This is a genomic window from Embleya hyalina, assembly GCF_003967355.1.
In the GTDB taxonomy this organism is placed as follows: domain Bacteria; phylum Actinomycetota; class Actinomycetes; order Streptomycetales; family Streptomycetaceae; genus Embleya; species Embleya hyalina.
On sequence record NZ_BIFH01000031.1, the window covers coordinates 143,950 to 168,920 of the forward strand.

The 24,971-nt window shown below is 69.9% G+C and carries 20 protein-coding genes and 1 pseudogene; 12 read left to right on the forward strand and 9 right to left on the reverse strand.

Annotated elements, in window-relative coordinates; translation table 11 throughout:
- Nucleotides 1–28: 28 nt before the first annotated feature.
- Complete coding sequence (locus tag EMA17_RS33930; RefSeq protein WP_126641003.1) at nucleotides 29–544, reverse strand: hypothetical protein; 516 nt, start codon at nucleotides 542–544, stop codon at nucleotides 29–31.
- A 224-nt stretch (nucleotides 545–768) separates the two neighbouring features.
- Between EMA17_RS33930 and EMA17_RS33935 the strand changes: the two genes are divergently transcribed.
- Nucleotides 769–1,680 carry a sigma-70 family RNA polymerase sigma factor family protein gene (locus EMA17_RS33935; protein ID WP_246127075.1) on the forward strand — a complete coding sequence of 304 codons (912 nt, stop codon included), beginning with the start codon at nucleotides 769–771 and terminating at the stop codon, nucleotides 1,678–1,680.
- Nucleotides 1,681–2,018: 338 nt separating this feature from the next.
- Nucleotides 2,019–2,321 carry a WhiB family transcriptional regulator gene (locus EMA17_RS33940; protein ID WP_126641004.1) on the forward strand — a complete coding sequence of 101 codons (303 nt, stop codon included), beginning with the start codon at nucleotides 2,019–2,021 and terminating at the stop codon, nucleotides 2,319–2,321.
- Between the two features lie 87 nt (nucleotides 2,322–2,408).
- On the opposite strand, the gene EMA17_RS33945 is transcribed toward EMA17_RS33940, so the two are convergent.
- From EMA17_RS33945 to EMA17_RS33960, 4 genes are all read right to left on the reverse strand, one after another.
- A complete protein-coding gene (locus EMA17_RS33945; protein ID WP_148112337.1) occupies nucleotides 2,409–2,618 on the reverse strand; it encodes a hypothetical protein in 210 nt (69 codons plus the stop codon).
- A gap of 81 nt (nucleotides 2,619–2,699) precedes the next feature.
- The gene (locus EMA17_RS33950) at nucleotides 2,700–4,430 is read right to left on the reverse strand and encodes an L-aspartate oxidase (RefSeq protein ID WP_126641006.1); all 1,731 of its coding nucleotides are present in this window, start codon (nucleotides 4,428–4,430) and stop codon (nucleotides 2,700–2,702) included.
- A gap of 329 nt (nucleotides 4,431–4,759) precedes the next feature.
- Nucleotides 4,760–5,257 (reverse strand): Ohr family peroxiredoxin, encoded by a 498-nt coding sequence (locus tag EMA17_RS33955; RefSeq protein ID WP_126641007.1) that lies wholly within the window; start codon nucleotides 5,255–5,257, stop codon nucleotides 4,760–4,762.
- Complete coding sequence (locus EMA17_RS33960; RefSeq protein WP_126641008.1) at nucleotides 5,250–6,158, reverse strand: RNA polymerase sigma-70 factor; 909 nt, start codon at nucleotides 6,156–6,158, stop codon at nucleotides 5,250–5,252. Before EMA17_RS33960 ends, EMA17_RS33955 begins: the two co-directional genes overlap by 8 nt.
- Before the next feature lie 346 nt (nucleotides 6,159–6,504).
- Between EMA17_RS33960 and EMA17_RS33965 the strand changes: the two genes are divergently transcribed.
- Nucleotides 6,505–6,891, forward strand: a complete 387-nt coding sequence (locus EMA17_RS33965) for a cupin domain-containing protein (protein WP_126641009.1) — start codon at nucleotides 6,505–6,507, stop codon at nucleotides 6,889–6,891.
- A 130-nt stretch (nucleotides 6,892–7,021) separates the two neighbouring features.
- On the opposite strand, the gene EMA17_RS33970 is transcribed toward EMA17_RS33965, so the two are convergent.
- Entirely contained in the window at nucleotides 7,022–7,495 is a 474-nt protein-coding gene (locus tag EMA17_RS33970) for a carboxymuconolactone decarboxylase family protein (RefSeq protein ID WP_126641010.1), read from the reverse strand.
- A 244-nt stretch (nucleotides 7,496–7,739) separates the two neighbouring features.
- Here EMA17_RS33970 and EMA17_RS33975 point away from each other — a divergent pair, with 244 nt between their 5' ends.
- The 3 genes from EMA17_RS33975 to EMA17_RS33985 all read left to right on the forward strand — a co-directional run bounded on the left by EMA17_RS33975 (nucleotide 7,740) and on the right by EMA17_RS33985 (nucleotide 10,525).
- Nucleotides 7,740–8,690: an alpha/beta hydrolase gene (locus EMA17_RS33975; protein ID WP_126641011.1), complete on the forward strand. Its 951-nt coding sequence runs from the start codon at nucleotides 7,740–7,742 to the stop codon at nucleotides 8,688–8,690.
- A gap of 116 nt (nucleotides 8,691–8,806) precedes the next feature.
- Nucleotides 8,807–9,613: an alpha/beta fold hydrolase gene (locus tag EMA17_RS33980; protein WP_246127091.1), complete on the forward strand. Its 807-nt coding sequence runs from the start codon at nucleotides 8,807–8,809 to the stop codon at nucleotides 9,611–9,613.
- A 108-nt stretch (nucleotides 9,614–9,721) separates the two neighbouring features.
- Nucleotides 9,722–10,525, forward strand: a complete 804-nt coding sequence (locus tag EMA17_RS33985) for a DUF427 domain-containing protein (protein ID WP_126641013.1) — start codon at nucleotides 9,722–9,724, stop codon at nucleotides 10,523–10,525.
- Between the two features lie 47 nt (nucleotides 10,526–10,572).
- Here EMA17_RS33985 and EMA17_RS33990 read toward each other — a convergent pair whose 3' ends face one another.
- Nucleotides 10,573–11,286, reverse strand: coding sequence for a sigma factor (locus EMA17_RS33990; protein WP_126641014.1), 714 nt, complete (start codon nucleotides 11,284–11,286; stop codon nucleotides 10,573–10,575).
- 72 nt (nucleotides 11,287–11,358) lie between these two features.
- The gene (locus EMA17_RS33995) at nucleotides 11,359–14,220 is read right to left on the reverse strand and encodes a helix-turn-helix transcriptional regulator (protein ID WP_126641015.1); all 2,862 of its coding nucleotides are present in this window, start codon (nucleotides 14,218–14,220) and stop codon (nucleotides 11,359–11,361) included.
- Nucleotides 14,221–14,433: 213 nt separating this feature from the next.
- Here EMA17_RS33995 and EMA17_RS34000 point away from each other — a divergent pair, with 213 nt between their 5' ends.
- The 6 genes and pseudogenes from EMA17_RS34000 (at nucleotide 14,434) to EMA17_RS34025 (ending at nucleotide 21,589) form a co-directional block, all read left to right on the forward strand.
- Nucleotides 14,434–16,122 (forward strand): FAD-binding protein, encoded by a 1,689-nt coding sequence (locus tag EMA17_RS34000; RefSeq protein ID WP_174861477.1) that lies wholly within the window; start codon nucleotides 14,434–14,436, stop codon nucleotides 16,120–16,122.
- Nucleotides 16,123–16,343: 221 nt separating this feature from the next.
- The gene (locus EMA17_RS34005) at nucleotides 16,344–17,630 is read left to right on the forward strand and encodes a PP2C family protein-serine/threonine phosphatase (RefSeq protein ID WP_246127076.1); all 1,287 of its coding nucleotides are present in this window, start codon (nucleotides 16,344–16,346) and stop codon (nucleotides 17,628–17,630) included.
- Between the two features lie 749 nt (nucleotides 17,631–18,379).
- A pseudogene (locus EMA17_RS34010) lies at nucleotides 18,380–19,009 on the forward strand (sigma-70 family RNA polymerase sigma factor); the annotation flags it as partial.
- 221 nt (nucleotides 19,010–19,230) lie between these two features.
- Nucleotides 19,231–19,980 (forward strand): SDR family oxidoreductase, encoded by a 750-nt coding sequence (locus tag EMA17_RS34015; protein WP_126641018.1) that lies wholly within the window; start codon nucleotides 19,231–19,233, stop codon nucleotides 19,978–19,980.
- A gap of 119 nt (nucleotides 19,981–20,099) precedes the next feature.
- A complete protein-coding gene (locus EMA17_RS34020; RefSeq protein WP_126641019.1) occupies nucleotides 20,100–20,522 on the forward strand; it encodes a hypothetical protein in 423 nt (140 codons plus the stop codon).
- 65 nt (nucleotides 20,523–20,587) lie between these two features.
- Nucleotides 20,588–21,589: a ferritin-like domain-containing protein gene (locus EMA17_RS34025; RefSeq protein WP_246127077.1), complete on the forward strand. Its 1,002-nt coding sequence runs from the start codon at nucleotides 20,588–20,590 to the stop codon at nucleotides 21,587–21,589.
- Nucleotides 21,590–22,783: 1,194 nt separating this feature from the next.
- On the opposite strand, the gene EMA17_RS34030 is transcribed toward EMA17_RS34025, so the two are convergent.
- Nucleotides 22,784–23,614, reverse strand: coding sequence for a DUF4344 domain-containing metallopeptidase (locus tag EMA17_RS34030; RefSeq protein WP_160161664.1), 831 nt, complete (start codon nucleotides 23,612–23,614; stop codon nucleotides 22,784–22,786).
- Nucleotides 23,615–24,971: the final 1,357 nt, after the last annotated feature.

The following is a 24,971-nucleotide window of genomic DNA, read 5'->3' on the forward strand; positions in this document are numbered from 1 at the left end:
GTCTCGCGGCCACGCCCGCGGCAGTGGTTCAGGGTTTGCGAGCGCGGTACAGACCCCGGCCGGTGCGCTGGACGCGGGACGTGCCGACCAGGCGGTCGAGAGTGCTCCTGACCGCGTTGATACTGCCGCTGTCGGTGTCCCGGCCGAGCGCGGCCGCGACGTCCCGGGCGCGCACGTCGACGTCACTGACCGCCGAGAAGTACTCCATGATCTGTTCGGTGAGTTTGCCGTAGTTCTTGGGGTTGTCGTCGTCGGTTCCGGACACGGCGGCGGGGTCGATCGAGGAAGGCGTGTCCGGCTTCGGAGCCTCGGCCGCCGGGGACTTCGCGCCCGTGGTATCGGTTTCCGCGACCGCTGATACCACGGTTTCGGTCATCAGGGCTTCAAGGGCGCCGACGGCCCGTTGAACGGAGCCGAGATGGGCGACCACCGCGGCCAGTTCCCGCTCCAGGGCCTGCTTTTGGATCGCCAGACGGGCCAGCTCTTCCTGGAGACTCTTGGCGGTGATTTCGATGTTGCGCGCCGTGTGGGTTGCGGAATCCATGTGTTCCTCTCGTCCCCGAACCTTGCTTGTTGTGCCCCGTCCGGCACCTCGCCTCGGTATCGCATACCTCGAACGCTGGGACGGCTGCGTCCTGGGCATCATATGTGGAGTGGTTCCGGAACTCCGTTGTTGTGACCGTCTCGACGCGAGACGCCGTCTGCCCGGTTCGGGACGACTGCGATGTCGGCTGTGTTGTGGGATGCGGTGTGAGAGTGAGGATGCCGGTGGCGCATGCCGATGACGCGGTCCCGATCGCGGAGTTGTGGGAGGAGCGGCGGCATCTGATGGATGTCGCGTACTGGATGCTGGGCGGTGTCCGGGAGGCGGAGGGCGTGATCGCCGAGGCCTATGGGTGCTGGTACGGCCTGTCCGATGGGGCGCGGGCGGAGATCGCGACGCCGCGTTCCTGGCTGGCGCGGGCCGTTGGCGGTCTCTGCCTGGCCAGATTGGCGCTGCCGGCGAACGTTCGGACCCGGGCGGCGGGCGAGCGGGCGGTGGCGATCGGGGCGGTGGCGTACGCGACGCTGGAGCGTGAGGTCGGTGCGGTATTGCTGAGCACGCTGGATTCCTTGTCCACGGCGGAGCGGGCGGCGTTCGTGGCGAACGACGTGTCCGGGACGGTGCCGGGTGCCGTCGCCGAGAGTGTGGGGCGGCCGGAGCGGGTGTGTGTCGAGTCGGCGGAGCGTGTGCGTCGTAGTCTGGCGGCGCGGCGTTCGCGGCCCACGACGCCGGAGCAACAGGACGCGGTGGCCCGTGCGGTGTGGGACGCCTGTGTGGCGGAGGATTCGGCGGTTCTGGCGTCGTTGCTGGCGCCCGATGCCACGGTCTTCTTCGATGGCGGCGGCAAGCTCCGGGCTCTGATCGAGCCGGTTCGCGGCAATGAGCGGGTGGCCGGGAGCCTGCTGACGTTGCTGGCCCGGCATCCGCGTACGACGCTGCGGACCCATTCCGTCAACGGTCGGACGGGGCTTGTCGTCCGTTACGACGAGCAGGTCGTGGGCGTCATCGGTCTCGACGTCGCCGGTCGGCTGGTCGTCCGGGTCTGGGTCGTCCTGAACCCCGACAAACTGCTCTCCTGGAATCCACCGGGCGTTCCGCCACCTCGAAACAACACGTTGCGCGTACGCGGAGACTGAGATCCCACTATTCACACGTCGCGCCGACCGGTGCGGGGGAGTCGCCTCCATCGGACTTCGGTAGGGGTTCGCCCGGCGAGGCCGTCCGGACACGCGCGCCGGGCCCGTGTCACACATTCGCCGACCGCTCGGTCTCATCTATCGGAGACCGTGTCGTGTCCCATACGGCACCGGGGAAGGGTTTCCGACCCGCGTGTGAGGCTCGTTCGTACGCCGCCGGTCCATGAAAGAGGACGGTCGGCCCTCGCGTGGCCGAGAGAGTGTCGGCGCGTCGAATTCCCCTCCGGGACGTGGAGCCTTCGAATCCCGTCCGTCCCTCACCACCACAGGAGATTCCCATGAACTGGCGTGAAATGGCGGCCTGTAGAGGCGAAGATCCCGATCTTTTCTTCCCGATCGGCAACGTGCGTAGTGGTATGGGGCTGCTCCAGGTCGACGAGGCCAAGGCGGTCTGCCACCGTTGCCCCGTGGTGCGGCAGTGCCTGGACTGGGCCCTGGAGGTCCATCCGGTGGACGGCATCTGGGGTGGAACCACGGAAGAGGAACGCCGTGCCGTGAAGCGACGTGCGGTGCACAACCTCCGGACCCGGGGATCCGAGGCTCCCCGGAGAACTCGGAACACGACGGGCGCGGCCGCGTGATCGCGCCGTGTCCGCGCCGCGGGCCGGGGTGACCACGCCCCGGGGGGACGCCCGGACGGGTCTCGCATCGTTGCTCGACGGGTCACGTCACCCGCCGACGTGTTCCCCGGAGCGGGAGAATCGGTCGAGGGCGTCAAAGACGGTGCGCATCCGCTCGTCGATTCCCGTGAGCGCTCGGCGGAGCTCGGTGACGCGGGCCTCCAGCTCGACGGCTTCGGCGGTCAGCGACCGCACGGTGTCCTCGAGGGCGAGTCGGTCCCGAGAGTTCGTGGTCATCATGCCTCCTGGTCGGCTCATGCCGGAAGAGAATCGACCGGCACACGGGGCGTCCGTCACGGACGCCCCGTGTGCCGGTCGCGGTGGGGCATTGCGTGTGGGTTATTCGGCGAGTTTTCCGGTGGTGGAGATTTCCTCCATCAGGGCGGCGATCTCCTCGGGTATGGGCGGGATACCTTCGTGCGTGATCCCGGTGAGGGGGGACCACACGAGGTTCACCCGCAGGGCGGGATCGCTCTCCGGGTAGTCGCTGCGGTTGTGGCAGCCGCGGGTCTCGCGGCGTTCGAGCGCTGCTTCGAGGGTGGCGCGGGCCGCGAGGGCGGCCGACTTGAGGTCGAAGGCGTGTGCGAGGTCCTGGTAGCCGGCGATGTCGGGGTGGACGCCGACGTTCTCCATCCGCTTCTCGATCGTTTCCAGTTCCGCGAGTCCGGTGCGCAGCCCCTGCTCGTCGCGTACGACGCCCGCGTATTCCGTCATGGTGTTGCGGATGGCGCGCTGTAGGGCCCGAACGTTCTCGGGACCGTCCGCGGTGAGCAGATCGTCGATCTCGGCGCGGGCCTCGGCGACCGCCGGTGCCGAGCGTGGTTGCGCGGTCAGGGCCTGGGAGTAGTCGGCGGCGGCCCGTGCGGTGATCCGTCCGTAGACGAGCAGTTCTATCAGGCTGTTGCCGCCGAGCCGGTTGGCGCCGTGGAGTCCGCTTGACGCCTCTCCGATGGCATAGAGGCCGCGTACGTCGGTGCTGTGGTCCTCGGGACGGACCCACACGCCACCCATCGAGTAGTGGGCCGTGGGGGCGACCTCGATGGGGTCGCGCGTGATGTCCAGCATCTGCAGTTCCAGCAGTGTCTGGTAGACGCGGGGGAGACGGTTCATGATCGTCCGGCGCGGAAGGTGGGAGACGTCGAGCCAGACACCACCGTTGGGTGTGCCGCGGCCCTCCTTGATCTCGGTGTAGGCGGCCAGGGCGACACGGTCGCGTGTGGACAGTTCCATGCGGACGGGGTCGTAGCGCTTCATGAACCGCTCGCCCAGGCTGTTGCGCAGGATGCCGCCCTCGCCGCGGGCGGCCTCGCTGACCAGCGTGCCGGCCGCGTTCTCCGGCTCGATGATGCCCGAGGGGTGGAACTGGACGAGTTCGGGGTCGCGCAGCCGCGCACCGGCATCGACGGCGAGTCGGAAGGAGTCCCCGGTGTTCTCGTCGCGGCGTGACGAGGTGCGCCGCCAGATGCGGGTATGACCGCCGGCCGCGAGGATCACCGCGTCGGCGTGGATGAGATGGCGGGTTCCGCTGCCGAGGTCGAAGCCGTAGGCACCGAACACGGCCCCGTCGTGTACCAGGAGCCGGGTGATGTACACGGAGTCGAGCATGGGGATGTCCAGCTGATTCGCCCGCCGGATGAGCGTGCGCTGGATCTCCAGGCCGGTGTAGTCACCGGCGAAGGCGGTGCGCCGGAACTTGTGTGCGCCGAAGAAGCGCTGGGAGATACGGCCGTCCTCTTCCCTGGCGAAGGCCATGCCGTAGCGCTCGAGGTCGTCGATGCCGAGGGCCGCGCCCCGGGTGACGATCTCGGTCGTGCGCGGATCGCCGAGCAGGTAGCTCTCCTTGAGGGTGTCGGCGGCGTGTTGCTGCCAGCTGTCCTCGGGGTCCATGGTCGCCAGCGCGGCGTTGATCCCGCCGGCGGCGAGAGAGGTGTGGGCGTCTTCCTTGGGGCGTTTGCCGACCGCGAGCACGTCGAGCCCGGCCTCGGCCAGTTCGATCGCCGCTCGCAGCCCGGCGCCGCCGGTCCCGATCACCAGGACCGCGGTGGACAGGCGCTTTTCGATGGCAGCCACGATTGCTCCGATCAATGGGGGGCACTGACTACGACCGGGCCCCCCGGGTATTTGTGACACTCCGGTTCGCGTACGGCGGCGGAGCGCGGGAGAGAAGGCTGTCCGGCGGGTCGCTCTGTGCGCCCGCGTACTCCGGACCGGGGTCGTGTCCCGCGAGCCATGGTGTGACAACCACCCAACAGACCGGACGGCGGGGCGTTCCGTGACAACGAGCGGTCGGGCCGATCCCTCGCCCGCGCGGTGCATCGTTGTCACAGGGCGCAGGGGTCACCGGTCATACGGGCCGGGTCATGTGCGCGACATGCCTCGGCCAAGGACGGGTACCCCGGTTATGGAGCCGACACGATGGTTGTGGCGGTGCCTCGCCGGGCCATCCTGGCGTACGGACAGAGCGATTCCGCCTTCTCCAGGAGAGGAGCGGTGATCTCCGGATCGACGTCGGGCCACGTCACCTCGAGCTCGACCCGGACCAGGTAACCGCCGTCTCCGGGGTCCCGCCCGAGGGCGACCGTCGCCGCCACGGAGATCACCGTCGGATCGAGTTCCTCCTGTCGGGCCACCAGACTCAGGGCTCCGTGGAAGCTCGCGGCGAAGCCGGCGGCGAACAGCTGCTCGGGGTTGGTTCCCCGGCCGTCCCCGCCGAGTTCGGCGGGCATGCGTAGATCGAGGTCCAAGGCCCCGTCGGCCGACCGAGCCCTGCCCGAGGCACGACCGTGCGCGGCCGCGCCGCCGTCGACCGTCACCGTCGTCGTGTATATGGCGGAGAAGGACTCCGCGTCGAAGTCCTCCTCGGTGGAGAGGCCGGACAACGGGATCCGCTCAGTCACCGCATGGCCCGGTCGGCGATGCCACATAGGGCGACAGCTTGGCCGGGTTCATCATCCACATGATCCGGTCGATCCCTTCGGCGGACACATCGACGGAGAGGAGGGCCACGACCTCCCCGCCGGACGAGACGACCACGGCGGGACGACCGTTGGCCTCGACCCACCGCACCTCCGATCCGGGCCAGAACCGGGGGGCGAAGGCCACGAGGTACCTGGAGACGTGCAGGCGTCCGACGACCGGGATCCTGGACGCGCCGCGCATCCCTCCACCGTCGGTGTAGCTGACGACATCCGCGGCGAGCACGTTCTCCAGCGCCGCCAGATCACCCTTCTGCGCGGCGGCGAGGAACACCTCCAGGAGGCGGCGGTGATCCGTCGTACCGGCGCGTTGCCTGCGCTCGGCGGCCAGGTGTTTGCGCCCGCGGCTCACCAGTTGGCGGGCATTGGCCTCACTCGTCTCCAGGACGTCCGCGATCCGCGCATAGGGGTAGTCGAAGGCTTCCCGCAGGACGTACGCGGCACGCTCGATCGGGTTCAGCTTCTCCAGCAGGAAGAGAACCGCCAGTTCGAGGGCCTCGGCCCGTTCCGCGCCCACCTGCGGATCCGTGCTGGTGTCGACCGGCTCGGGAAGCCACGGGCCGACGTAGGACTCCCGCCGCACTCTGGCGGACCGGGCCAGGTTGATGGCCAGACGGGCGGTGACCGTGGTCAGGAACGCCGTCGGTTCCAGGACGTGGGCACGATCCGCGTTCTGCCACCGCAGCCACGCCTCCTGGACGATGTCCTCCGCCTCCACGGCGCTCCCGAGCACTCGATACGCGACACCGAAGAGCTGTGGGCGCGCCGCGAGGAACTCCCTCTCCGCCTCGTCGAGGGAATCGGTGTCGGCGTCGGCGTGCATGTTCGTCCCCTTCGGCTTCGGCGCGGCCATGCTACAAGCCGGTACGGAAGGGAGCTTCCGGGTGCACATCGAGACGACGAGGCGACCACTCGCGGCCGCGCACCACGCCCCTGGCCGGGCTCGTTCGATTGTTGTGACACCGACCATGGCGAATGCCTCTGTCACAGATCCGCTCGGCACCCGGTCATCACTGCGAACGGCCATGGGTCGGGGCGCCAAGACGCCCCGGCAGACGGTGTGTCCGCCCCAGGAAGCGGGCGGACCCGGGAAAGGTGTCAACACAGTGTCGAACAAGGACGCAGCGCACGAGCACGGGCCCGAGGAGCACGCGGGGTCGAAGGGATGGATGACCGCAGCGAAGATGCTGCAGGACGCCTCGCCGATCACCGTCCCCGAGGGCGCCTCGGCCATGACCATTCAGGTCGACTGGGAGCCCGGAGACCCGGGGACCCCTCCGCATCGTCACTCGGGACCGGCGTTCGGGTACGTCATCGAGGGCGCGGTCCGGTTCGAGCTGGAGGGTGAGCCCGAGCGTGTGGTCGAAGCCGGCGGGACGTTCTGGGAGCCGGGCGGCGACGCGATCCACTACCAGGACGGCAACGCGTTGTCGGACGCGCGCACCCGGTTCGTGGTCACCATGATGTGCGCGCCAGGAAGGCCAATGCTCGAACTGGTCGACCCGGAGGAGCTGGAGAAGCGGGCCCACCTGCGCGCCCCGCGGCCCGGCGCCTGACCGTCGTCCGAGAGGGGCGGTGGGTCCGAAGGCTCACCGCCCCTCTCGGCGCGTCACCCACATCGCTCGCTGCTCGCCCCCCGCACAGCGGACCGCCGGGTCTCCCAGGCGGTCCGCTGCTCCGGGCGGGTCAGCCGAACTGGCCGGGCCGGTAGTTCCCGGCGGGCTGCTGGTTGATGATGTTGATGCGGTTGTAGGCGTTGATGACGGCGATGAGCGAGATCAGCGCGGCGAGCTGGTCCTCGTCGAAGTGCTCGGCGGCGTTCGCCCAGGCTGCGTCCGTGACGCCACCGGCCGCGTCCGCGACGCGGGTGCCCTGTTCCGTCAGTTCCAGCGCGGCGCGCTCCGCGTCGGTGAAGACGGTGGCCTCCCGCCAGGTCGCCACCAGGTTGAGGCGCTGCTGGGTCTCTCCCGCGTGCGCTGCGTCCTTGGTGTGCATGTCGGTGCAGAAGCCGCAGCCGTTGATCTGACTGGCGCGGATCTTCACCAACTCCTGCGTCGTGCCCGGCAGTGTCGAGTTCGACAGCACCTGGTTGGCCGAGTTGAGATGCTTCAGCACCTTGCCGCCGAGGGAATTGCCGAAGTAGTCGAGACGTGCATTCATGCCGTGGTCTCCTCGCCGTTCGTGGGATACGCGCTATTGACCGGGTGACCCGGCCGGCTGTGACAGGAACACCGGCGTGATGTGGAACTCATCCGTCGTCGACCGTGTCGGGACACCGGCTCACAACATGTCGAACGAACGGTGAACGATCGCCGGCTCGGGCAGTACGTGTCACACCTTTCATGAGTCGGCTGTCATACCGGTGAAGGCGCTACACATCTCCACTCACACCAGGAGTAAAGCCGTGAATGATCCGATACTCGAGTCCGCTGCCCGGGCGCTGGCGGAGGCGACAGCCAATCCGCCGTTCCTGTACGAGTTGGGTGCGGAGGGCGCGCGGAAGGTCCTCGACGATCTGCAGGCGGCACCCATCGAGAAGCCCGACGTGGAGGAGAAGTGGGTAACGGTGCCCGCCGACGTCGGCGATGTGCGGGTGCGCGTGGTCCGGCCCGCCGGTGTCGAGGGTTCGCTTCCCGTCGTTCTGTATGTGCACGGTGGCGGGTGGGTCATCGGCAACGCGGGCACTCACGATCGCCTGGTGCGTGAACTGTCCGTCGGTGCGCGGGCGGCCGTGGTGTTCGTGGAGTACGACCGTTCCCCCGAGGCCAAATATCCGGTGGCGATCGAGCAGGCCTACGCGACCGCCCGGTGGATCACGGCGAACGGCGACCGGGAGGGGCTGGACGTCGCGCGCCTGGCGGTGGCCGGGGACTCGGTGGGCGGCAACATGACGGCCGCGCTGACGATCATGGCCAAACGACGTGGCGACGTGTCCTTCGTGCATCAGTCGCTGTACTACCCGGTGACGGACGCGGGCCAGGACACCGCGAGCTATCGGGAGTTCGCCGACGGGCCGTACCTGACCGCGAAGGCGATGGCCTGGTTCTGGGACTGCTACACCACCGATCCGGCCGAACGCGCCGAGATCACCGCGTCTCCGCTGCGGGCGGATCCGAAGGACCTGGCAGGGCTCCCGCCCGCGCTCGTCCTCGTCGACGAGAACGACGTCCTGCGCGATGAAGGCGAGGCGTACGCCCGCAAGCTGATCCGGGCCGGCGTCCCGACCACCAGCATTCGCTACAACGCCACGTTGCACGACTTCATGATGTTGAACCCGCTCCGGTCCACCGGAGCCACCACCGCCGCGATGCAGCAGGCCATCACCACACTTCGCGCCGCGCTGCACTCCGGCTGAGACCCGCCGTCCGCGACGGACCGCATGCCCATGGCCGTGGCTCGGACCACGGCAATCCGCTCGTTCATGAATCGAAAGGTTTTGTAATGAAACGTCCTCGTTCCGTGTTTTCCCTGATGGCCACGGTGACGGTGGCCGCGTCCGTTCTCGCGCTGTCGGTGTCGCCGGCGAGTGCGGGAAGGGACGGGTCGTCCTCTTCCTCCTCGTCGAAGCGCAAGCCGACGGTGGTTCTGGTCCATGGCGCGTTCGCCGACTCCAGCAGTTGGAACGGGGTGGTGACGAGGTTGCGGCGGGAGGGCTATCCGGTGGTGACCGCGGCCAATCCGCTGCGTGGACTGAACAGCGACGCCGGGTATCTGAAGGAGCTTCTGGCCGGGATCGAGGGACCGGTGGTGCTGGCCGGTCATTCGTACGGCGGTTCGGTCATCAGCAACGCCTCGTACGGTGCGCGGAACGTGCAGGCGCTGGTGTACATCGCGGCTTTCCTTCCGGAGAAAGGGGAGAGCGCTGTCCAGTTGTCGGGGAAGTTCCCGGGCAGCACGCTCGGTGAGACGCTGCGCCCGGTTCCGGTCACGCTGCCCAACGGGACGGCGGGTACGGATCTGTACATCGAGCAGGGGAAGTTCCGTCATCAGTTCGCGGCGGACGTCGCGAAGGGTACGGCGGATGTCATGGGGGTGACCCAGCGTCCGGTCACCAGCGCCGCGTTGGAGGAGGGTGCCTCCGAGCCGGGTTGGAAGACGATTCCGTCGTGGGTGCTGGTCACCGAGCAGGATCTCAACATCCCGCCCGCGGCCCAGCGCTTCATGGCCGAGCGCGCGGGTGCGCACACGGTGAAGGTGCGTGCTTCGCACGCGGTGAGCGTGTCGCGCCCCGACGAGGTGGCGCGGATCATCGAGAGTGCGGCGCGGCCGGTTCGCTGACCGGCGGGCGGAGGGATCCGGAGGGCGGGTTGGCGACACGGCCACCCGCCCTCCGGCGGTCGGCGCGCCTGTGGCGAGCGCATCATTACCGAAGACAAGGTGGTCACGATGGAAACCGAAAGTGTCCTGCACCCGAGCCTCATCGTTCCGATTGGGCACGTCGAGCCCGTTCCCCGCCGCATCCGGGGAATGATCGGCGCCCGTGTCGCCTTCGAAACCCGTCGCGCGTTGTACGTGTGGGAATGGCGCGCGTACCCCCAGTTCAGCATCCCGATCGCGGACCTGGTGGACGGTGTGCTTCATGACGACAAGCACACGGAGCAACGCGGCGCCGGCCCCGCGCACCGGCACACCCTGCAGGTCGGTCCGGAGGTCCGTGCGGGGAGTGCGTGGGTCTGGGGGGAGGGCGCCCCGGAACCCCTGCGTGGCACCGTGCGCTTCGAGTGGGAGGCGCTGGACTCCTGGTTCGAGGAGGACGAGCCGGTCTTCGTCCATCCCCGGAGCCCGTATTCCCGCGTGGACGCCCTGCGATCCGGCAGCGGCGTACGCGTCGAGCTGGACGGTGTCGTGCTGGCGGAGGCCGGCGGCTGCGTGAAACTGTTCGAGACCGGCCTGCCGACCCGCTACTACCTCGACCACACGAACATCGACTGGACCCGGCTGCGGCGCTCGGACACGGTGACCCGATGCCCGTACAAGGGGACGACGAGCAACTACTGGTCGTTCGACGGCGACACGGCCTCGCACGAGGACATCGCCTGGACGTACGACTTCCCCACCGTCCATGCCAACCGCATCGCCGGGCTCACCGCGTTCCACAACGAGCATGTCGACCTGTACGTCGACGGCTTCCTGCTGCCCAGGCCCGCCGACCCCAAGCGGGCGGCCTCCGCACAGGTCCGCCGACCGTGACGGCGGCGAGGCGGAGTGGGTGGCTCACTCCGCCTCGCCGTCCGCTTTCAGGGGCGTGCCGGGCGGACGGGTGAGCCGGACCGGGTGATCGGTGGGGCGGCGGCCGCAAGCGGTGCACGGGGCTCGGGGACGAGACATCGCACGAGACCCTCCAGGTCCCCGGTACCGGCGGCGGTCCGGAACGCGGCGACCAGGCGGCGGTGTTGCTCGACGGGGACCGGTCGTTCACGGTCGCATGCGAGGCGGGTCTGCGCGCGGTGGACCACCACCCTCGCGGTCGGGGCGCTGATCCGAAGCAACTCCGCGAGTTCGGCGTAGGCGTAGCCGAAGCCCTTCCGCAGCACGTAGGCGGCCAGCCGGACCGGCGTCAGCCTCGCCATGAGCAGCGCCAGGGCCGCCTCGACGGCCGTGGCCTGCTCGGCACGCAGTACGGGATCCGGGACGGTCCGGTCGCCGGCGTCGGCTGATTGCGGGTCGGCCGGGATCTCGTGGCGGTGCCGTCCCGAATGGATGACGTTGATCGCCAGCCGGGTCGTCGCCGTGGTCAGGAACGCGGCCGGATTCCTGATCTCCGCGCGGTGGGTGAGCTGCCAGCGCAACCACACCTCCTGAACCACGTCTTCGGCCCCGGAGACGTCGCCGAGGATGCGATAGGCGACGCGGAACAAACGTGTGCGCTGAGCGAGGAAGACTTCGAGGGCTACGTCCAGGTCGTCCGGAGGCCGGGTCGTCGTTGTCATCTCCGGGCCGGACGTGGACATCGGGGGCTCCTCTTCGTGGATGGGCCGCCCCCTCGCGGGGGCGATGCCTCCACCCTCGGCCCGAGGCGCCTCTCATCGCGCCCTTGGTCCACGTGGTCGAGCCCGTGGGGACCCCGGGGCCCGGCGCCTGCTCTCCGCGCCCTGGCTCCCGGTACCCCCGGCCGGAGTGCTCGCGAGGGCTTCCGGCAGCGCCCGACGTGTGTTGATCCCGAGCTTGGTGTACACCTTCCGCAGGTGCCACTCCACGGTGTGGGGGCTGATGAACAGCTCCGCGCCGATCCTCGCGTTCGTCATGCCGTCGGCGGCGAGCCCGGCGACCTGCGACTCCTGGGGAGTGAGGGCGCTCGCCGGCTTGTCCTCCCGCGCCTTGACGTGCTCGCCCGTGGCGAGCAACTCGCGCCGGGCTCGCTCGGCGAAGGCGTGGGCCCGCATTCCGTCGAACATCTCGTGAGCCGTGCGAAGGTGCTCCCGGGCCAGTGCTCGGCGGTGACCGCGGCGCAGCCACTCGCCGTACAGCAGATGGGTGCGTGCCACCTCCACGGTCACACCGCCGCGGCCGAACTCCTCGATCGCGGTCCGGTACAGGCCGTCGGCCTCGTCACCGTCGGCGAGCAGCGCCCGGCAGCGGGCGCCGGCGCCACGGGCCCAACCCGAGTCGGCGGCGCGGGTGAGTTCGATCAGCCGGGCCAGCGAGGCGCGGGCCTGGTCGAGGTGACCGCAGCGCGTGGCGGCCTCGACGTGCTCGACCAGCGACAGGCCGGTGAAGTTGAACCCGTCGTGCTCGATGCCCGTGCGAGCGGCCTCCAGGGCCTCCTCGTAGCGTGCCAGGCCGTTGAACAGCACCCCTTGGATGTAGCCCGTGGCGCCCAGCAGGGATACCTCGCCTCGTTGTTCGGCCTGCTGTCTGGCCTCGTCGATGATGGCGGCGGCAACGTCCGCCTCGCCTCGCCACGCGGCCAGGACGAGCGTCGCGTACTTGTGTGGGGCGTGGCCGGTCGCCTCGGCGAGCGCGTCGGCCTCGTCGATCATCCTGGCCGCCTCGCCGAAGTCGCCGTAGTGGATGTGCACCCCGCCGGCGTAGACGAGGGCGGGTGGCAGCGCGCTCAGCGCTCCGATGTCGCGGGCCAGGCGCACCGCGCGACTCGACAGCGCGTCCCACGCGTGCAGGTCCCAGGCGTGGTGAATGAACGCCTCCAGCGCGACCGGGGCCAGCAGCAGCCAGCGCATGGTCGACTCCCGGGAGTCGAGCTCCTCGTGGACGAGCAGTTCCAGCGCGTCGCGCAGCGCCGGGACACCGGTCTCGGATCCGTCCGCGAGAAGCGCCGCCACACTGTCCAGCAGCAGGTCGGCGGCCTCGGAGCCGGACGGCGGCGCCCCGGAGCCGCGGGCCGCGATCGCGGCGGCACGGGCACCCGCAGGACCGTGGACCCGGCCCGCGAAGATGGTCGCGCCGATCGCCTCCAGGTACGTCTCCCGCGCCAGTGGCGAGCCGGCGGCGGTGAACTGTGCCGCCGCTTCGAGCAGGAGCGGTGCCGCCTCGTCGCTGCGGCGGCGGGCGAACAGGATCCTGGCCCGCAGTCGAGCCAGGCGGGCGCGGTCCAGGGCGCTAAGGGGACACAGTTCGGCCAGCGTCGCGAGCTCCGTGGCCCGGTCGGGCGCGGCGGCCGAGAAGTGCGCCTCGGCCGCCGCGAGGGCTCGGCGCCCCCGCGGCCACCGGTCCGGTGTCACCTCGGCCGCGCGTTCCAGCAGTACCGCCTCGGCCGCGATGCCGCCGCGCTGCCGTGCGCGGTCGGCGGCCCGTTCCAGCCCGGCGGCGACCTCCTCATCCGGCCCGTCGGTGGCCTGGGCCGCGTGCCAGGCCCGCCGGTCGGGGTCCAGGACCGGGTCCGTGGCCTCGGCCAACGCCCGGTGCACGGCCCGGCGTTCCTCGGGTTCGGCGCCGTGGTAGACCGCCGAACGGGCCAGCGGATGCCGAAACCGAACGGACTCGCCGAATTCGATCAGGCCGGCGGCCTTGGCCGGCGCGGCATGTGTCGTGATCTCGAGGGAGGCGGCCGCGCGGACCAACAGGCGTGCGTCGCCGATCGGTTCCGCCGCAGCGATCAGCAGCAGCGTCCGGGTGGCGGTGGGCAGCGAACCGAGCCGGCTGACGAAGTCCCGTTCGACGCGGCTCGCGATCGGCATCCGGATGCTCGGGGCGCTCGACGAGTCCAGGCCGTAGGCCAGTTCGGCGGCGCCGCGACCGCGGGAGAACTCGAGCAGCGCGAGTGGATTGCCGTGCATCTCGGCCACGAAGCGGTCCCGGATCCGCCTCTCCAGCCGTCCGCCCACGGTGGCCTCGAGGAGTTCGCCCGCCGCGGCACTGTCGAGACCGCGAATCGGCAGTTCGGGCAGACCGCCGAGCGCGGCCCGCCCCTCGGGCTCGCGTACCGCGAACACCATCGCGACCGCCTCGGCGAACAGCCGCCGGGCCACGAACCCCAAGGTCTGCAGGGATACCTGGTCCAGCCACTGGGCATCGTCGACCAGGACGAGAACGGGTCGAGTCTCCGAGGCCTGGGTGAGCAGCGTGAGCACGGCCAGGCCGACCAGGAAGCGGTCGGGTGGATCTCCGGCCGCCATCCCGAACGCCACGCGCAGGGCCTCGCGTTGGGGTGTCGGCAGCTTTTCGAGTTCGCCCAGCAGCGGCGCACACAGTTGGTGCAGGCTCGCGTAGGGCAACTCCATGTCGGCCTCGACGCCGTGCGCCCGGGTCACCGTCACCCTCGACGCCTGCGCCGCCAGGTATTCCAGAAGCACCGACTTTCCGATGCCGGCTTCGCCGCGGACCACCAGTACTTGGGACGCGCCTTGGCGCAAGCCGATCAGCAACTCGTCGAGGGCCGCGCATTCGCGCTGTCGGCCGACCAGATCCGGAAGCGGACTGGCGATCATGCGACATGGCTCCTTAGGGAAATCCGGGACCGGAAAGCTCCCACAACGGTTCTTGGAAATGCTTTGCCACAATATCGGAAACAGTGTCAACACCTTGCGTTCGGATGCTGTGACGGATTCCACGTCGGGAAATGCCACGAGGCTGTCACGCTCGGCCCCGCTATTCGGTCGACCACTGCCTATGCTCTCGCTCGCCCTGTCGCAGGAGGTCCCGTGTCGTCATTGGCATACCAGCTCGCCACATCCGTGCTCGTGGTGGGAGCCGGCGGGGAAGGCCTCCGCGCGGCCGTCGAAGTCGCCGAGTCCGGCGTCGCGGTGATCGCGGTGGATCGACGAACGGCCGACGACGACCACACCTTCCCGACAACAGGAAGTTTCGCAAGGGCGAGTGCCACGGTCGGCGGCGATCCATGGGAACCGGGTGCGGCCGAGGCGTCGCGGGAGAGCCTCTCGCCGACCGACCCACGCACCGCGCAGATCGTGGCCCGGTACGCAGAGCGGGAGTTCCACGCCCCGGGAGGCTTCGGCACGCGTACCGACCATCGGGATCACGGCGGGCCCGCCCGGCGCCGGTTCGGCGACCCGACATCCTTGGGCATCCGGTCCGCCGGCGAGTACACCGGCTCGCAGGTGCGGCGTGCGCTCCGCGAACACGCGAAGCAGCTCGGTGTCCCCGTCCTGTCGAATGTGTACGTCACCCGCCTGCTGGTGGACGACGGGACGGTGTTCGGGGCCTACGGATTCGACCTCGTCGACGGCTCGCGCTACCTCGTGCACGCCGACTCCGTGATCCTGGCGACCGGAGGGCACACGCGCATCTGGAAACGTACGACTTCGGGTCGCCACGAGAACACCGGCGACGCCTTCCGCCTCGCGGTCGAGGCCGGCGCCCGGCTGCGCAACCCCGAACTGGTGCGGTTCCACCCCTTCGGGCTGATCGGGCCGGAGCACGCGGCCGGCGTGCTCGTCGGCGCGGCGGCACGCGGCGAGGGCGGAGCCCTGCTCAACAACCTCGGCGAGCGGTTCATGACGCGCTACGACGCCGAGCGGTGGGAACTCGGCACCCGGGACAGGATCGCCCTGGCGTCCCACATGGAGATCGACCAGGGCCGCGGAACCCGGGCCGGCGGCGTGTGGCTCGACCCGTCCCACCTGCCGCCCGAAACGATCCCGACGCGATTGCCGGGGGTGTACCGAACCCTGCCGGATCCGCGGACGCTCGACATCACCCACGACCCGATCGAGGTCGCGCCGACCGCCCAGTACTCCGTAGGTGGTGTCCGGGTCCGGCCCGAGGACCACGGCACCGATGTCATCGGGCTCTATGCGATCGGGGAGGCGGCCGGTGGTCCGCACGGTGCGAACCGGCAGACGGAGAACTCCCTCGTCGAACTCCTCGCCCACAGTCGACGCGCCGGCCGGGCCGCGGCGGCGTACTCGGCCAGGCTCACGGCCCACTACCGGTCGCCGGCGGCGGTTCGGGCCGCGGAGACGGACGTGAACCGGCTTTTGGCCACCGACGACGACGAGAACGTCCGCGCGCTGTCCCGCGCGGTGCGCCGCCTGACGACGCGGTTCGCCGGCGTCGTGCGGGACGGGATCGGCCTTGCCGCCGGGCTCGCCGAACTGGACGAGATCGAGGAACGTATGGGGAAAGCCGGCGTGCACGTCGACATCGGCGGCTTCCAGGACCTCGCGCACGCCTACGACCTCAGGTCGGCCGTTCTCGCCGCTCGCGCGACGCTGGAGTGTGCGTTGGAGCGGCGGGAATCACGGGATCGCCACCATCGATCGGACCACCCCGACCCGGACCCGGGTCCGGGCGTCGACCTGGTGTGGTCTCCGAAGACCGGGGTGCGCCGCGAACCCGCGCCGACATCCCCACCGACATTGCCGAGTTGACGCACGACATCTCGGCCGAATCGATGCACGGAAAGAGGGTCACAAAAAGGGCGCGCTACTCACCGCGAACCTCGAAGCCACAGAAGCCGCACCGCACGCTTTCCCGTAATGGCACGCCCGCCTGAGGTGTCACACTTCCCGCGCCTGACCTGTCTGAACATAGGACGATCAGGAGGTAACACATGTCGGCAGCCAACGCCGGGAGATCGACAGGTGCTCACTTGCCCACGGAAAGTCTCGACACGACCAGCGTATTCTCGGCGCCGACCGCGCATGACTCCCGTCGACGCAGGGCGAACGTCCCGGAAGATGTGGTGACGAAAGGGAATTCACGTTTTGGTGACCTCACCGTACTCCTCATTTCGGAAGACGAGGAAGAGGCCTTCCGGATAAGCCTTTTGCTACCGATCCCATTCGTGCGATCAATGGTGTGGCACCGCAACCCCGGTGAAGCAGGGCCCTTCCTGGCCGTGTGCCGCGGGCCGATGTGTGTTCTGGTGGGCCGTTCCGCTCCCGGGGCGAGACCGACCGAGACCGTCCGCCGGCTGCGCCGAGCCGCCCCACACGCGGCCCTGGTCGTTCTCGCCGCCGACACCGCATCGACTGCGGTGATCGCACCGGGTGAGGGCGCTGCGCACGCCTACGTGGACGGAAGGTGCGTCGACCCGGAAAAGTTGTGCGGTGTCATGCGGCGCGCTCTCCGGAGAAGGCACAAGGAAACGGCCACGGCCACGACGGAGGCCAATGCGCTGATCGTCCGCGACTCGCTCACGCTGGAGCGGGGTCTGCTTCCCGTGCCGGCTCTGCGTGGGAATGATTTCTCTGCGGCCGTACGATATGAACCGGGGCGCGCTCACGCGTTGTTGAGCGGCGACTTCTATGATGTGGTGCAACTTGAGGATTCCAGCGTGCATGTCATCCTGGGAGACGTCTCGGGGCATGGAGCGGCCGAAGCCGCACTGGCGGTGCAGTTGCGGGTGGCCTGGCGTACCGCCCTTCTCTGCGGAAAGACACAGCTCGAGCAACTGGGTCTTCTCGAAAAGATCCTGATCGGCGAAAGACCGGACGGCGACACGTACGCGACCGTCATCTCCCTGGTGTTTCCCCCCGGGGGCGCCTCCATGAGGGCGGTCAGCGCCGGGCATTCCGGTCTCCTCCTTCGGCGGGCGGGGGAGTTGCGCTGGGTGGAGCCACGAACAGGCACGGCACTGGGGCTCTTCCCCGGGCAGGCGGACTGGACGGAGACCGAGTTGGAACTTCTTCCGCTGGACCGTGTGGTCGTCTTCACCGACGGCCTGTCCGAGGGTAGGACGGAGCCTTCCGCACGGCTCGGCGAGGACGGACTCCTGCGCCTGGCGACCCGCTACTCCCATCTGCCGTCCCAGGAGTTCGTCGACGCCCTGGTGGGCGGCGTTGCCTCGATGGCGGCCCCCTTCGGAGGACTGGCGGACGACGTGGCCGTTCTCCACCTGGGCTGGAACCCGCCCACGTCACCGTTGCCGCGCTGAGAGCGAGTGGGTCGGACCTCCCGGCCGGAGGCCGGTCCAGAGTCGGGACCGGCCCTTCGCTCCGTGCGGCCGCTTCGACGAACTCGATCCTCGATCCCCCTGCGAGCCCGAGGTCTCGCTCGCACGCGACGACCTCCCCGCCAGGGGGCCGAGTCCGATGTCGAGCACCGATGCAGAGCACCGATGTAGAACACCGATGCAGAGCACCGACTCGGCCCACCGGATGGCGCCGAGCATTCGCTCCCGCCGCAGGCCGCCGAAAAGGGCGCCCGATCTCGGATCCCGCGCCCACTGCCCCGGCCGGACGGCAACCGTCCGCTGCGCCGCGCACATCGGGTCGTACACACCCTCGCCCGCGCAACCCCCCACCCCCGCCGAGCGGCTCGACCGGCCTCGGGGCACCAGGAGCCGGCACGTTCGCGGACGAGGCGGAGGGCTCCGCCATCGGTATGCGCAGTCGGATGCCGACAGCACTCGTGGGGTGGCGCCGACACCGGTCCGCCCCCCGGTACCCCCGGATGGCCCCCGGGGTGACCAGGGGGCGGACCAGGCATTCCTCAGGGTTCCACGGAGGAAGCGATGGACGACGGTGAACACAGCCGGATCGGCGGACGTCGTGGCCGGTCGGCTCCAGGGGCCGAGTCCGTTGCCTCGGGGCCGATTGCGCCGAGTCCGCCGGCCGCGCGAGTCATCGCATCCACACCCGCAGGAACGGAGACAACAGGCCCATGCATTCGGAGCCTTCCCCCATGCACGGCACGCTGGACGAGGCCGTTGCCGTGTTCGTGGAATTGCGCCCACGCCTGTTCGGTATCGCGTACCGGATGCTGGGCAGCACGGCCGAGGCGGAGGATGTGGTCCAAGAGGTGTGGCTGCGCTGGCAGCGGGCCGATCGTTCGGTGGTGGTGAGCCCCGCGGCGTTCCTGTCCAGCGCCACCACCCGCCTGGCCATCAACGTGGCCCAGTCCGCCCGGGTCCGCCGCGAGACCTCCATCGGCCCCTGGCTCCCCGAACCCGTCGACACCGGCGGCGACCCCGCGGCCGGCGCCGAACGCGCCGAGGCCCTCGAACTGGCCCTGCTCCTCGTCCTGGAGAAGCTGACCCCCACCGAACGGGCCGCGTACGTCCTGCGCGAGGCCTTCGACTACGCCTACGCCGACATCGCGGACATGCTCCGGCTCAGCTCCGTCAACGTACGAAAGATCGTGAGCCGGGCCCGTAGGCACCTGTTGAACGAACAGCGCGAGAACGTCGATACCGCCGAGCACCGACACCTGTTCGAAACCTTCGTCTCGGCGGCTCGGACGGGAGACATCGCCTCCCTGGAGGAACTTCTCACCCCTGCCGGCGTCGGCCTGCCCGTTGCCTCGGGCATGCGGGTCTCGCGCTGAACCGCGCGGACGCCGGGTCGATCCGGCCGGCTGGAGCGCGTCGATGCCGGACAGGCGCGTGCGGCGTACCCGGTGGTCAAGGGGTCGGCGCGGTTCGGAAGCCGAAAATAATGTCGGCGGATCCGGATCTGTCACATTCGTACGAGGTGCCCGGTCTTATCTGTCGTCCGGGTGACGACGAAGTCCCCGGTGAACAAGGAGGATCCGGAATGAAGATCGTGGTCATCGGTGGTACCGGCCTGATCGGTTCGAAGGTTGTCGCCAAGTTGGCCGAGCACGGGCACGAGGCGGTCGCGGCGGCGCCGAACACCGGGGTGAACACCCTCACGGGGGAGGGGCTGGCCGAGGTGATGAAGGGCGCGGACGCCGTTGTCGACGTGTCCAACTCGCCGTCGTTCGAGGACGCCGCAGTGTTGGATTTCTTCACCACCTCCACCCGTAACCTGTTGGCCGCCGAGGAGAAGGCGGGAGTGGGGCATCACCTGGTGCTGTCGGTGGTGGGCAGCGACCGCCGACCCGACATCGGCTACTTCCGCGCGAAGATCGCCCAGGAGCGACTCGTCAAGGAATCGTCGATCCCGTTCTCGATCGTGCACGCGACGCAGTTCTACGAGTTCGGCCGGCGGATCGCGGACGAGGCGACGACGGGCAACGAGGTGCACATCGCGCCGGTCGCCTTCCAACCGGTCGCCGGCGACGATGTCGCGCAGCTGGTGGGCCGGACAGCGGTGGGCGAACCGCGCAACGCGATGGTCGAGATCGCCGGGCCGACGCGGTACCGGATGGACGAGTTCTTCCGGAAGGCCCTGGCCGCCTGGGGCGACCCGCGTGAGGTGATCACCGACCCGCAGGCGCACTACTTCGGTGCGGTGCCCGACGAACTCACGCTTGTTCCGCTCGACGGCGCCATGCTGTCCGAGACCACCTACAAGGACTGGCTGCAGCGGGCCACCGTCTAGCACGTGGTACACCCGAACGACACATCGGCCGATGCGGCGGAGTCGACTGCCCGCCGTATCGGCCGAGTTCCACCCTCGGGACCCGAGGAAGGGCCGTCGACCGCATGGGGACGGCGGTCGTGTCGGACGAGCCGTATGCGATCCCGGTGGCCTGTCGCGGCAGTGCGAGCCCGGCCGCGCCGGCCCGACCGGCGAGTTGTCGCCCGGCGGCGTCGGAACCGACGCCCGACGCCTGCCGGGCCGCCGCGCGGACGGGCAACGAAACAAGCACGCCATCGTCCCCGGTCAATGCCGATTCACGCGATCCGGCGAACCGCTCGCATCGCGAGACGACCACTCGATTTCACCCCCTGGAGGCGCACATGACCGCCGGCACCGGCGACGACGAAGACGACGAGTTCGACGTGGGAATGAAGATGGCACTGGGTGGCCTGATCGGCGCGCTCTTCGACGGCGGGGAGGCGGTGCGCGAGCGGCATTCGACCGAGCCGTCCGCACCGGTGGAAACCGACCCGACGACCGGCGAAACGAGGGACCCGTGAACCGCTCGATGCGGCGACACCCCGACGATGTCCGCGCCTCGCCGCGGATCGCCACACTGGATGATTTGCGTGAACACCTCCAGTGGGCAGTCGAGTTGGAGCATGCAACGCTGCCGCCGTACCTGTGTGCGCTGTACTCGCTGGATCGGGAGCGAAACCCCGATGCCGTTCGGGCGGTGACCGGTGTCTTCGTCGAAGAGATGCTGCACCTGGCGTTGGTCGCGAACCTGCTCAACGCGGTGGGCGGTCGGCCGGAACTGGACGCACCGCGGATGCTGCGGCCGCACCCGCGACGGTTGCCGCACGGCGACCCGTCACTGGAACTGTCGCTGCTACCGTTCGGGCGTGCGGCGCTCGACCAGTTCCTCCGGCTGGAGCAGCCCGCACCGCCGGACGCGCCGGCGCAGTCGGACCGGTATGTGACGATCGGTCGATTCTACGCCGCGATCGAGGAGGGACTGCGCGAACTGTGCGCCCTGCTCGGCGAAGAGGAGGTCTTCCGCGGAGATCGCGCCCGTCAGGTGCGGGACTGCCATTTCCGGTACACCGCCGGCCGATTGGTCGAAGTCACCGATCTGGCATCGGCGTCGGCCGCGCTGGAAGAGATCGTCGACCAGGGCGAAGGCCTGCTGCGCGGCCAAGTGTGGGACGGCGACCGCCAGGTGCACCACCCTGAACGGGAACAAGTGGCGCACTACTACCGCTTCCAGGAGCTCCGGATCGGCCGCCGTTACCGCAGCGGCGACACACCGCAGTCCGGACCGACCGGCGAACCGCTGCGTGTGGACCCCAAAGGCATCCGCCGGATGCGACACAATCCGCGTCTTGACGACCACCTGCCGGGCAGCCCGATCCGTACGGCGCAGGACGGGTTCAACCGCATGTACTGCGTCCTCCTGCATCAACTGGAGGAGACGTTCAACGGCAGTCCGCAGTCGCTCCCCGCCGCCACGGGCACCATGTACCGCCTGCGGCTGCAAGCCGAGGCCCTGATGGCGATGCCCGACGGAGTGGACACCACGGCCGGACCGACGTTCGACTACGTCCCACCCGAACTGCGCGGCTGAATCCCGAGCCACGAGGTGTCGTGCCGTGTGGATGGCATTCGTGCACCCCACACGCGCCGTAGGGGCACGGTCGTTTTCGGCAGGTACGCGAAACCGGGAGAAGCCCTCGTCGAACGCGGTCTCCCGGTCTCTCGGAGCGATGCCCACAGTGATGTCGAGTGGGCATCGCTCCACCCGGCTCGATCGACAACCCGGCCCACACCTCGGGCCCGCCCTCTCGCCCGCCGCTCACACATCGATCCCAACCGCAGCGCGGCCGATCATCCCAGCCGACCGAACGCGCCCTACGACGGCGGGCTGTCGTTCACGAAACTCCGGCCCCAACGCGCCGAGTTCCCCGACGTCCACTGGCTCGCCGCCCGGAAACGCGTCGCCCGCCCCTCCACCCCGACCCTGACGATCGCCACCGTTACCGGCAGCCGCACGATCCGACGCTTCGGCGACTGGGTCCTCAACCCGGCCCCGCCCGACGCGGACCCGACGGTCGGGCTCGACCTGCAACCGCGGGTGCTGTTCCCCGCCACAGCGACCCGACCCGCGTCCCGGAACGTGACGGTGGCGACGCCCCGTCCGCCGGCGAGGGCTCGAACGGGTCGGTCAGACGCGACCCGGGGGCCGACCTCGCGTTGGCTCGTGAGGTGTGGGGAGTCGGGGTTCGCGGCGAGGACGGCGCCGTACGCGTCGTGCTGGGGTGTTCCGGGGATGTCGATGTCGACCGGCCCGTCCCGGATCGTGTGCTGGATCTCCTCCACGTACTCGCCGACCGGACGGATCACGAAGGGCGCGGCCCACGGCTCGGCCACGGGAAGGACGCGCTCCGGGTGGCGCTGACGCACCCCGGCCGTCATGGTGCCGCGTGTAGAGGCAGTGAAGGACGGCCGCCCGGCGCTCGGAGAACGACGCGGCCTGCGCGCTGTCCGGCTCATCGTTGTAGATGCGGTACGGGATCGCTCCCTCGTCCGTGCCATCGTTTCCTCGGCGCGGATCCACCGCATCGCGCTCACCCGGGGATGGATGGCCACTGCGCGGCGAACCCGCGCCCCGCGGGCTCGCACGCCGCGTCGCCCGACCCGACCCGTTTGACCTCACCGTCCTCGACGACCCGGCCTGCCACCGGTCCTCGCCGAGCTCACGACTCGCCGCGACGGACGAACCGACGAACGTGTAAGCGCAACACCAACTGTCGTCCCCCGATCAGTGGGTCCGCAGCGCGGGTTCCAGGTCCTTCAGCCACGTGTCGCGGACGTTCGTCCACTCGCCCGCGCACCCGGCGGCGCGTTCCGGGGGCAGCAGGTTCGTGTTCAACAGGTCGTGGTTGCCGTCGGGGGCGGCCCCGTAGAGGTAGCAGAGCAGATTGACGGCGCGGGCGGAATCGGGGAGGGCGTCGTCCCCGGTGGTGTCCGGTGCCGCAGTGGCGTCCTCGTCGGTCCGGTCGTCCTCGGCCGCGGAGAGCCGGTACTCCTCCAGCACCGCCCGCAACTGCCGCTCGCCCTCGGCCCCTCGACGCAGTTCCATGAAGGCGGCGAAGCGATCCGCGACGTCCTCCTCGGCCGCGTCGGCGACGTTCAGGTCGAGCGTGTCGACGAGAGCGTGGCCCGCCTCGTGGTACAGCACCTCGGTCACCACGGCGAGAACCTCGTCGTCGGCCGGGTGACGGCCGCCGCCCTCGAAGGTCTCGCGCACGTCGGAGACGTCGTCGTAGCACATCGCGATGCGACCGGTGGCGTTGTCGTAGGCGGAGCCCGCGCCGGCGCAGGATCGGCCGACGAGGGTGATCTCGCGGCCGGGCGCCACGAAGTCGTTCAGCGCCTCGGCGACGGCCTCCATCGCAGCCCGGTCGCGCAGGAGGGCGGCGGTCCGGGTGTCGGCGGGCGCCGGGTCCTCGAAGCGGACCAGGAACGTGCCGCCCGTCGGCGCCGATTCGGTGGAACCCTTCGTTTGCGTGGGCTTCGCGCCGGTCGGTGGCGCGGGTGTCGGCCGGACCCGGCCGGCGTGGTCCGACGACGTGCAGCCACCGAGTAGCACGATGGCGAGGACGCTCGCCGACGCCCCGAACAGGCCGAGCCCGCCAAGGCGTCGATCCGTTGTCCGCCCACCCGTCATTTCGCACCCACTGTCGTCAATGGCCGGTCGATGTCCCACCGGCCCGACTGTCGGGCCCGGACATGAGCACGGCACGAACGAGGAGAACGGCACCCGGTCGATCGGGGCGGCGACGCCGGCGGTCGGGATGATCGCGCAGACCCCGAAGGGTCCTTCGGCACAGGGTTGTCACCCCCGGAGCGGGTAGCGCGGGTCGTGGCCGCAGACGACGCTACCACCGGTCCCACGGGTGTCGTCCACCGATTGCCATCGGGCGGGCGCAGATTGTGAGTGGGCGGTGTGGTGGCGGTGTGTCGGTCGGCATCGTGCGGTGGGGGAGCCCGGCGTATTCGGCGGGCATGTCGCCGCCGCACCCGCAGGCGGCCCCGGTCGTCGCGTCGGGTCTGTCGTCCGTCGCCCCCACACACCGGGTGCGGGTCTGTGACCGAGCCCCGATCGAGGCGCGCCGACAACCGGGGTGTTCTTCCTCGCCGATGCCCACGGTCACGGCCGCCGGGAGCGGGCCGAACAGGGCGAGCCGTCGATTCGGCTCGGGCCCGGCGGGCAGGGGGCGTGGGGTTCGGGTGGGGCGATTACGGGTGTCTCCGCTGCGGTCGTCGGGTGGTGTGGTTGACGCGCCGAAACCGTGCGCGGCCCACTCGATCGTCGACCGCACCGGAACGTCACCCACCGGAGCCGGCCCCTGGACCCACGGCGCGATGATGTCGCCCCCGCTACGGCGGCTGTGACCGCGACTCCGTGATCGAGCTTGAGCTGCCCTGCGACGGCGGGAGATGTTGCATCGATGCGAAGTGGACACGGTGTTGATTGGGCGGCGGTCGAGAATGAAGTGCGAATCGCGCTGTCCCGGCCGCTGGAGCAGGTGATCGCCGCGGAGCGGCCCCTGCTCGTCCCGGAGGCTCGAAGCTGGGACATCCCCGAACGCGACCGGAGAGCCCTGGCCGAACCGGGCCTGCCGAGCCCGGGGCTCTTCACGACCGAGCCCCAAGCCGGCGGGGATCCCGTCTTGGTGCCCAATCGCGCGGGTCCACGCGAGCGCCGCCTGGTCGAAGCCGGCCGGCGGCTCTACCAACCGGGATTCTGGGGGCAGGGAGGGGACGACGGCATGGTCGGAGTGGTTCCCGGTGATGGTCGTGTCCTTACCTACTCCCCGCACCCATCACGGCGAAGGACATCCCGGAGATCCTCCACCCCCACCACGCCGACCTACACATACCGGCGGTCTCCTTGCTCAACACATCGGTGGCTCGGTATGTCGAAGCCGCCTGGCGCCGGCACG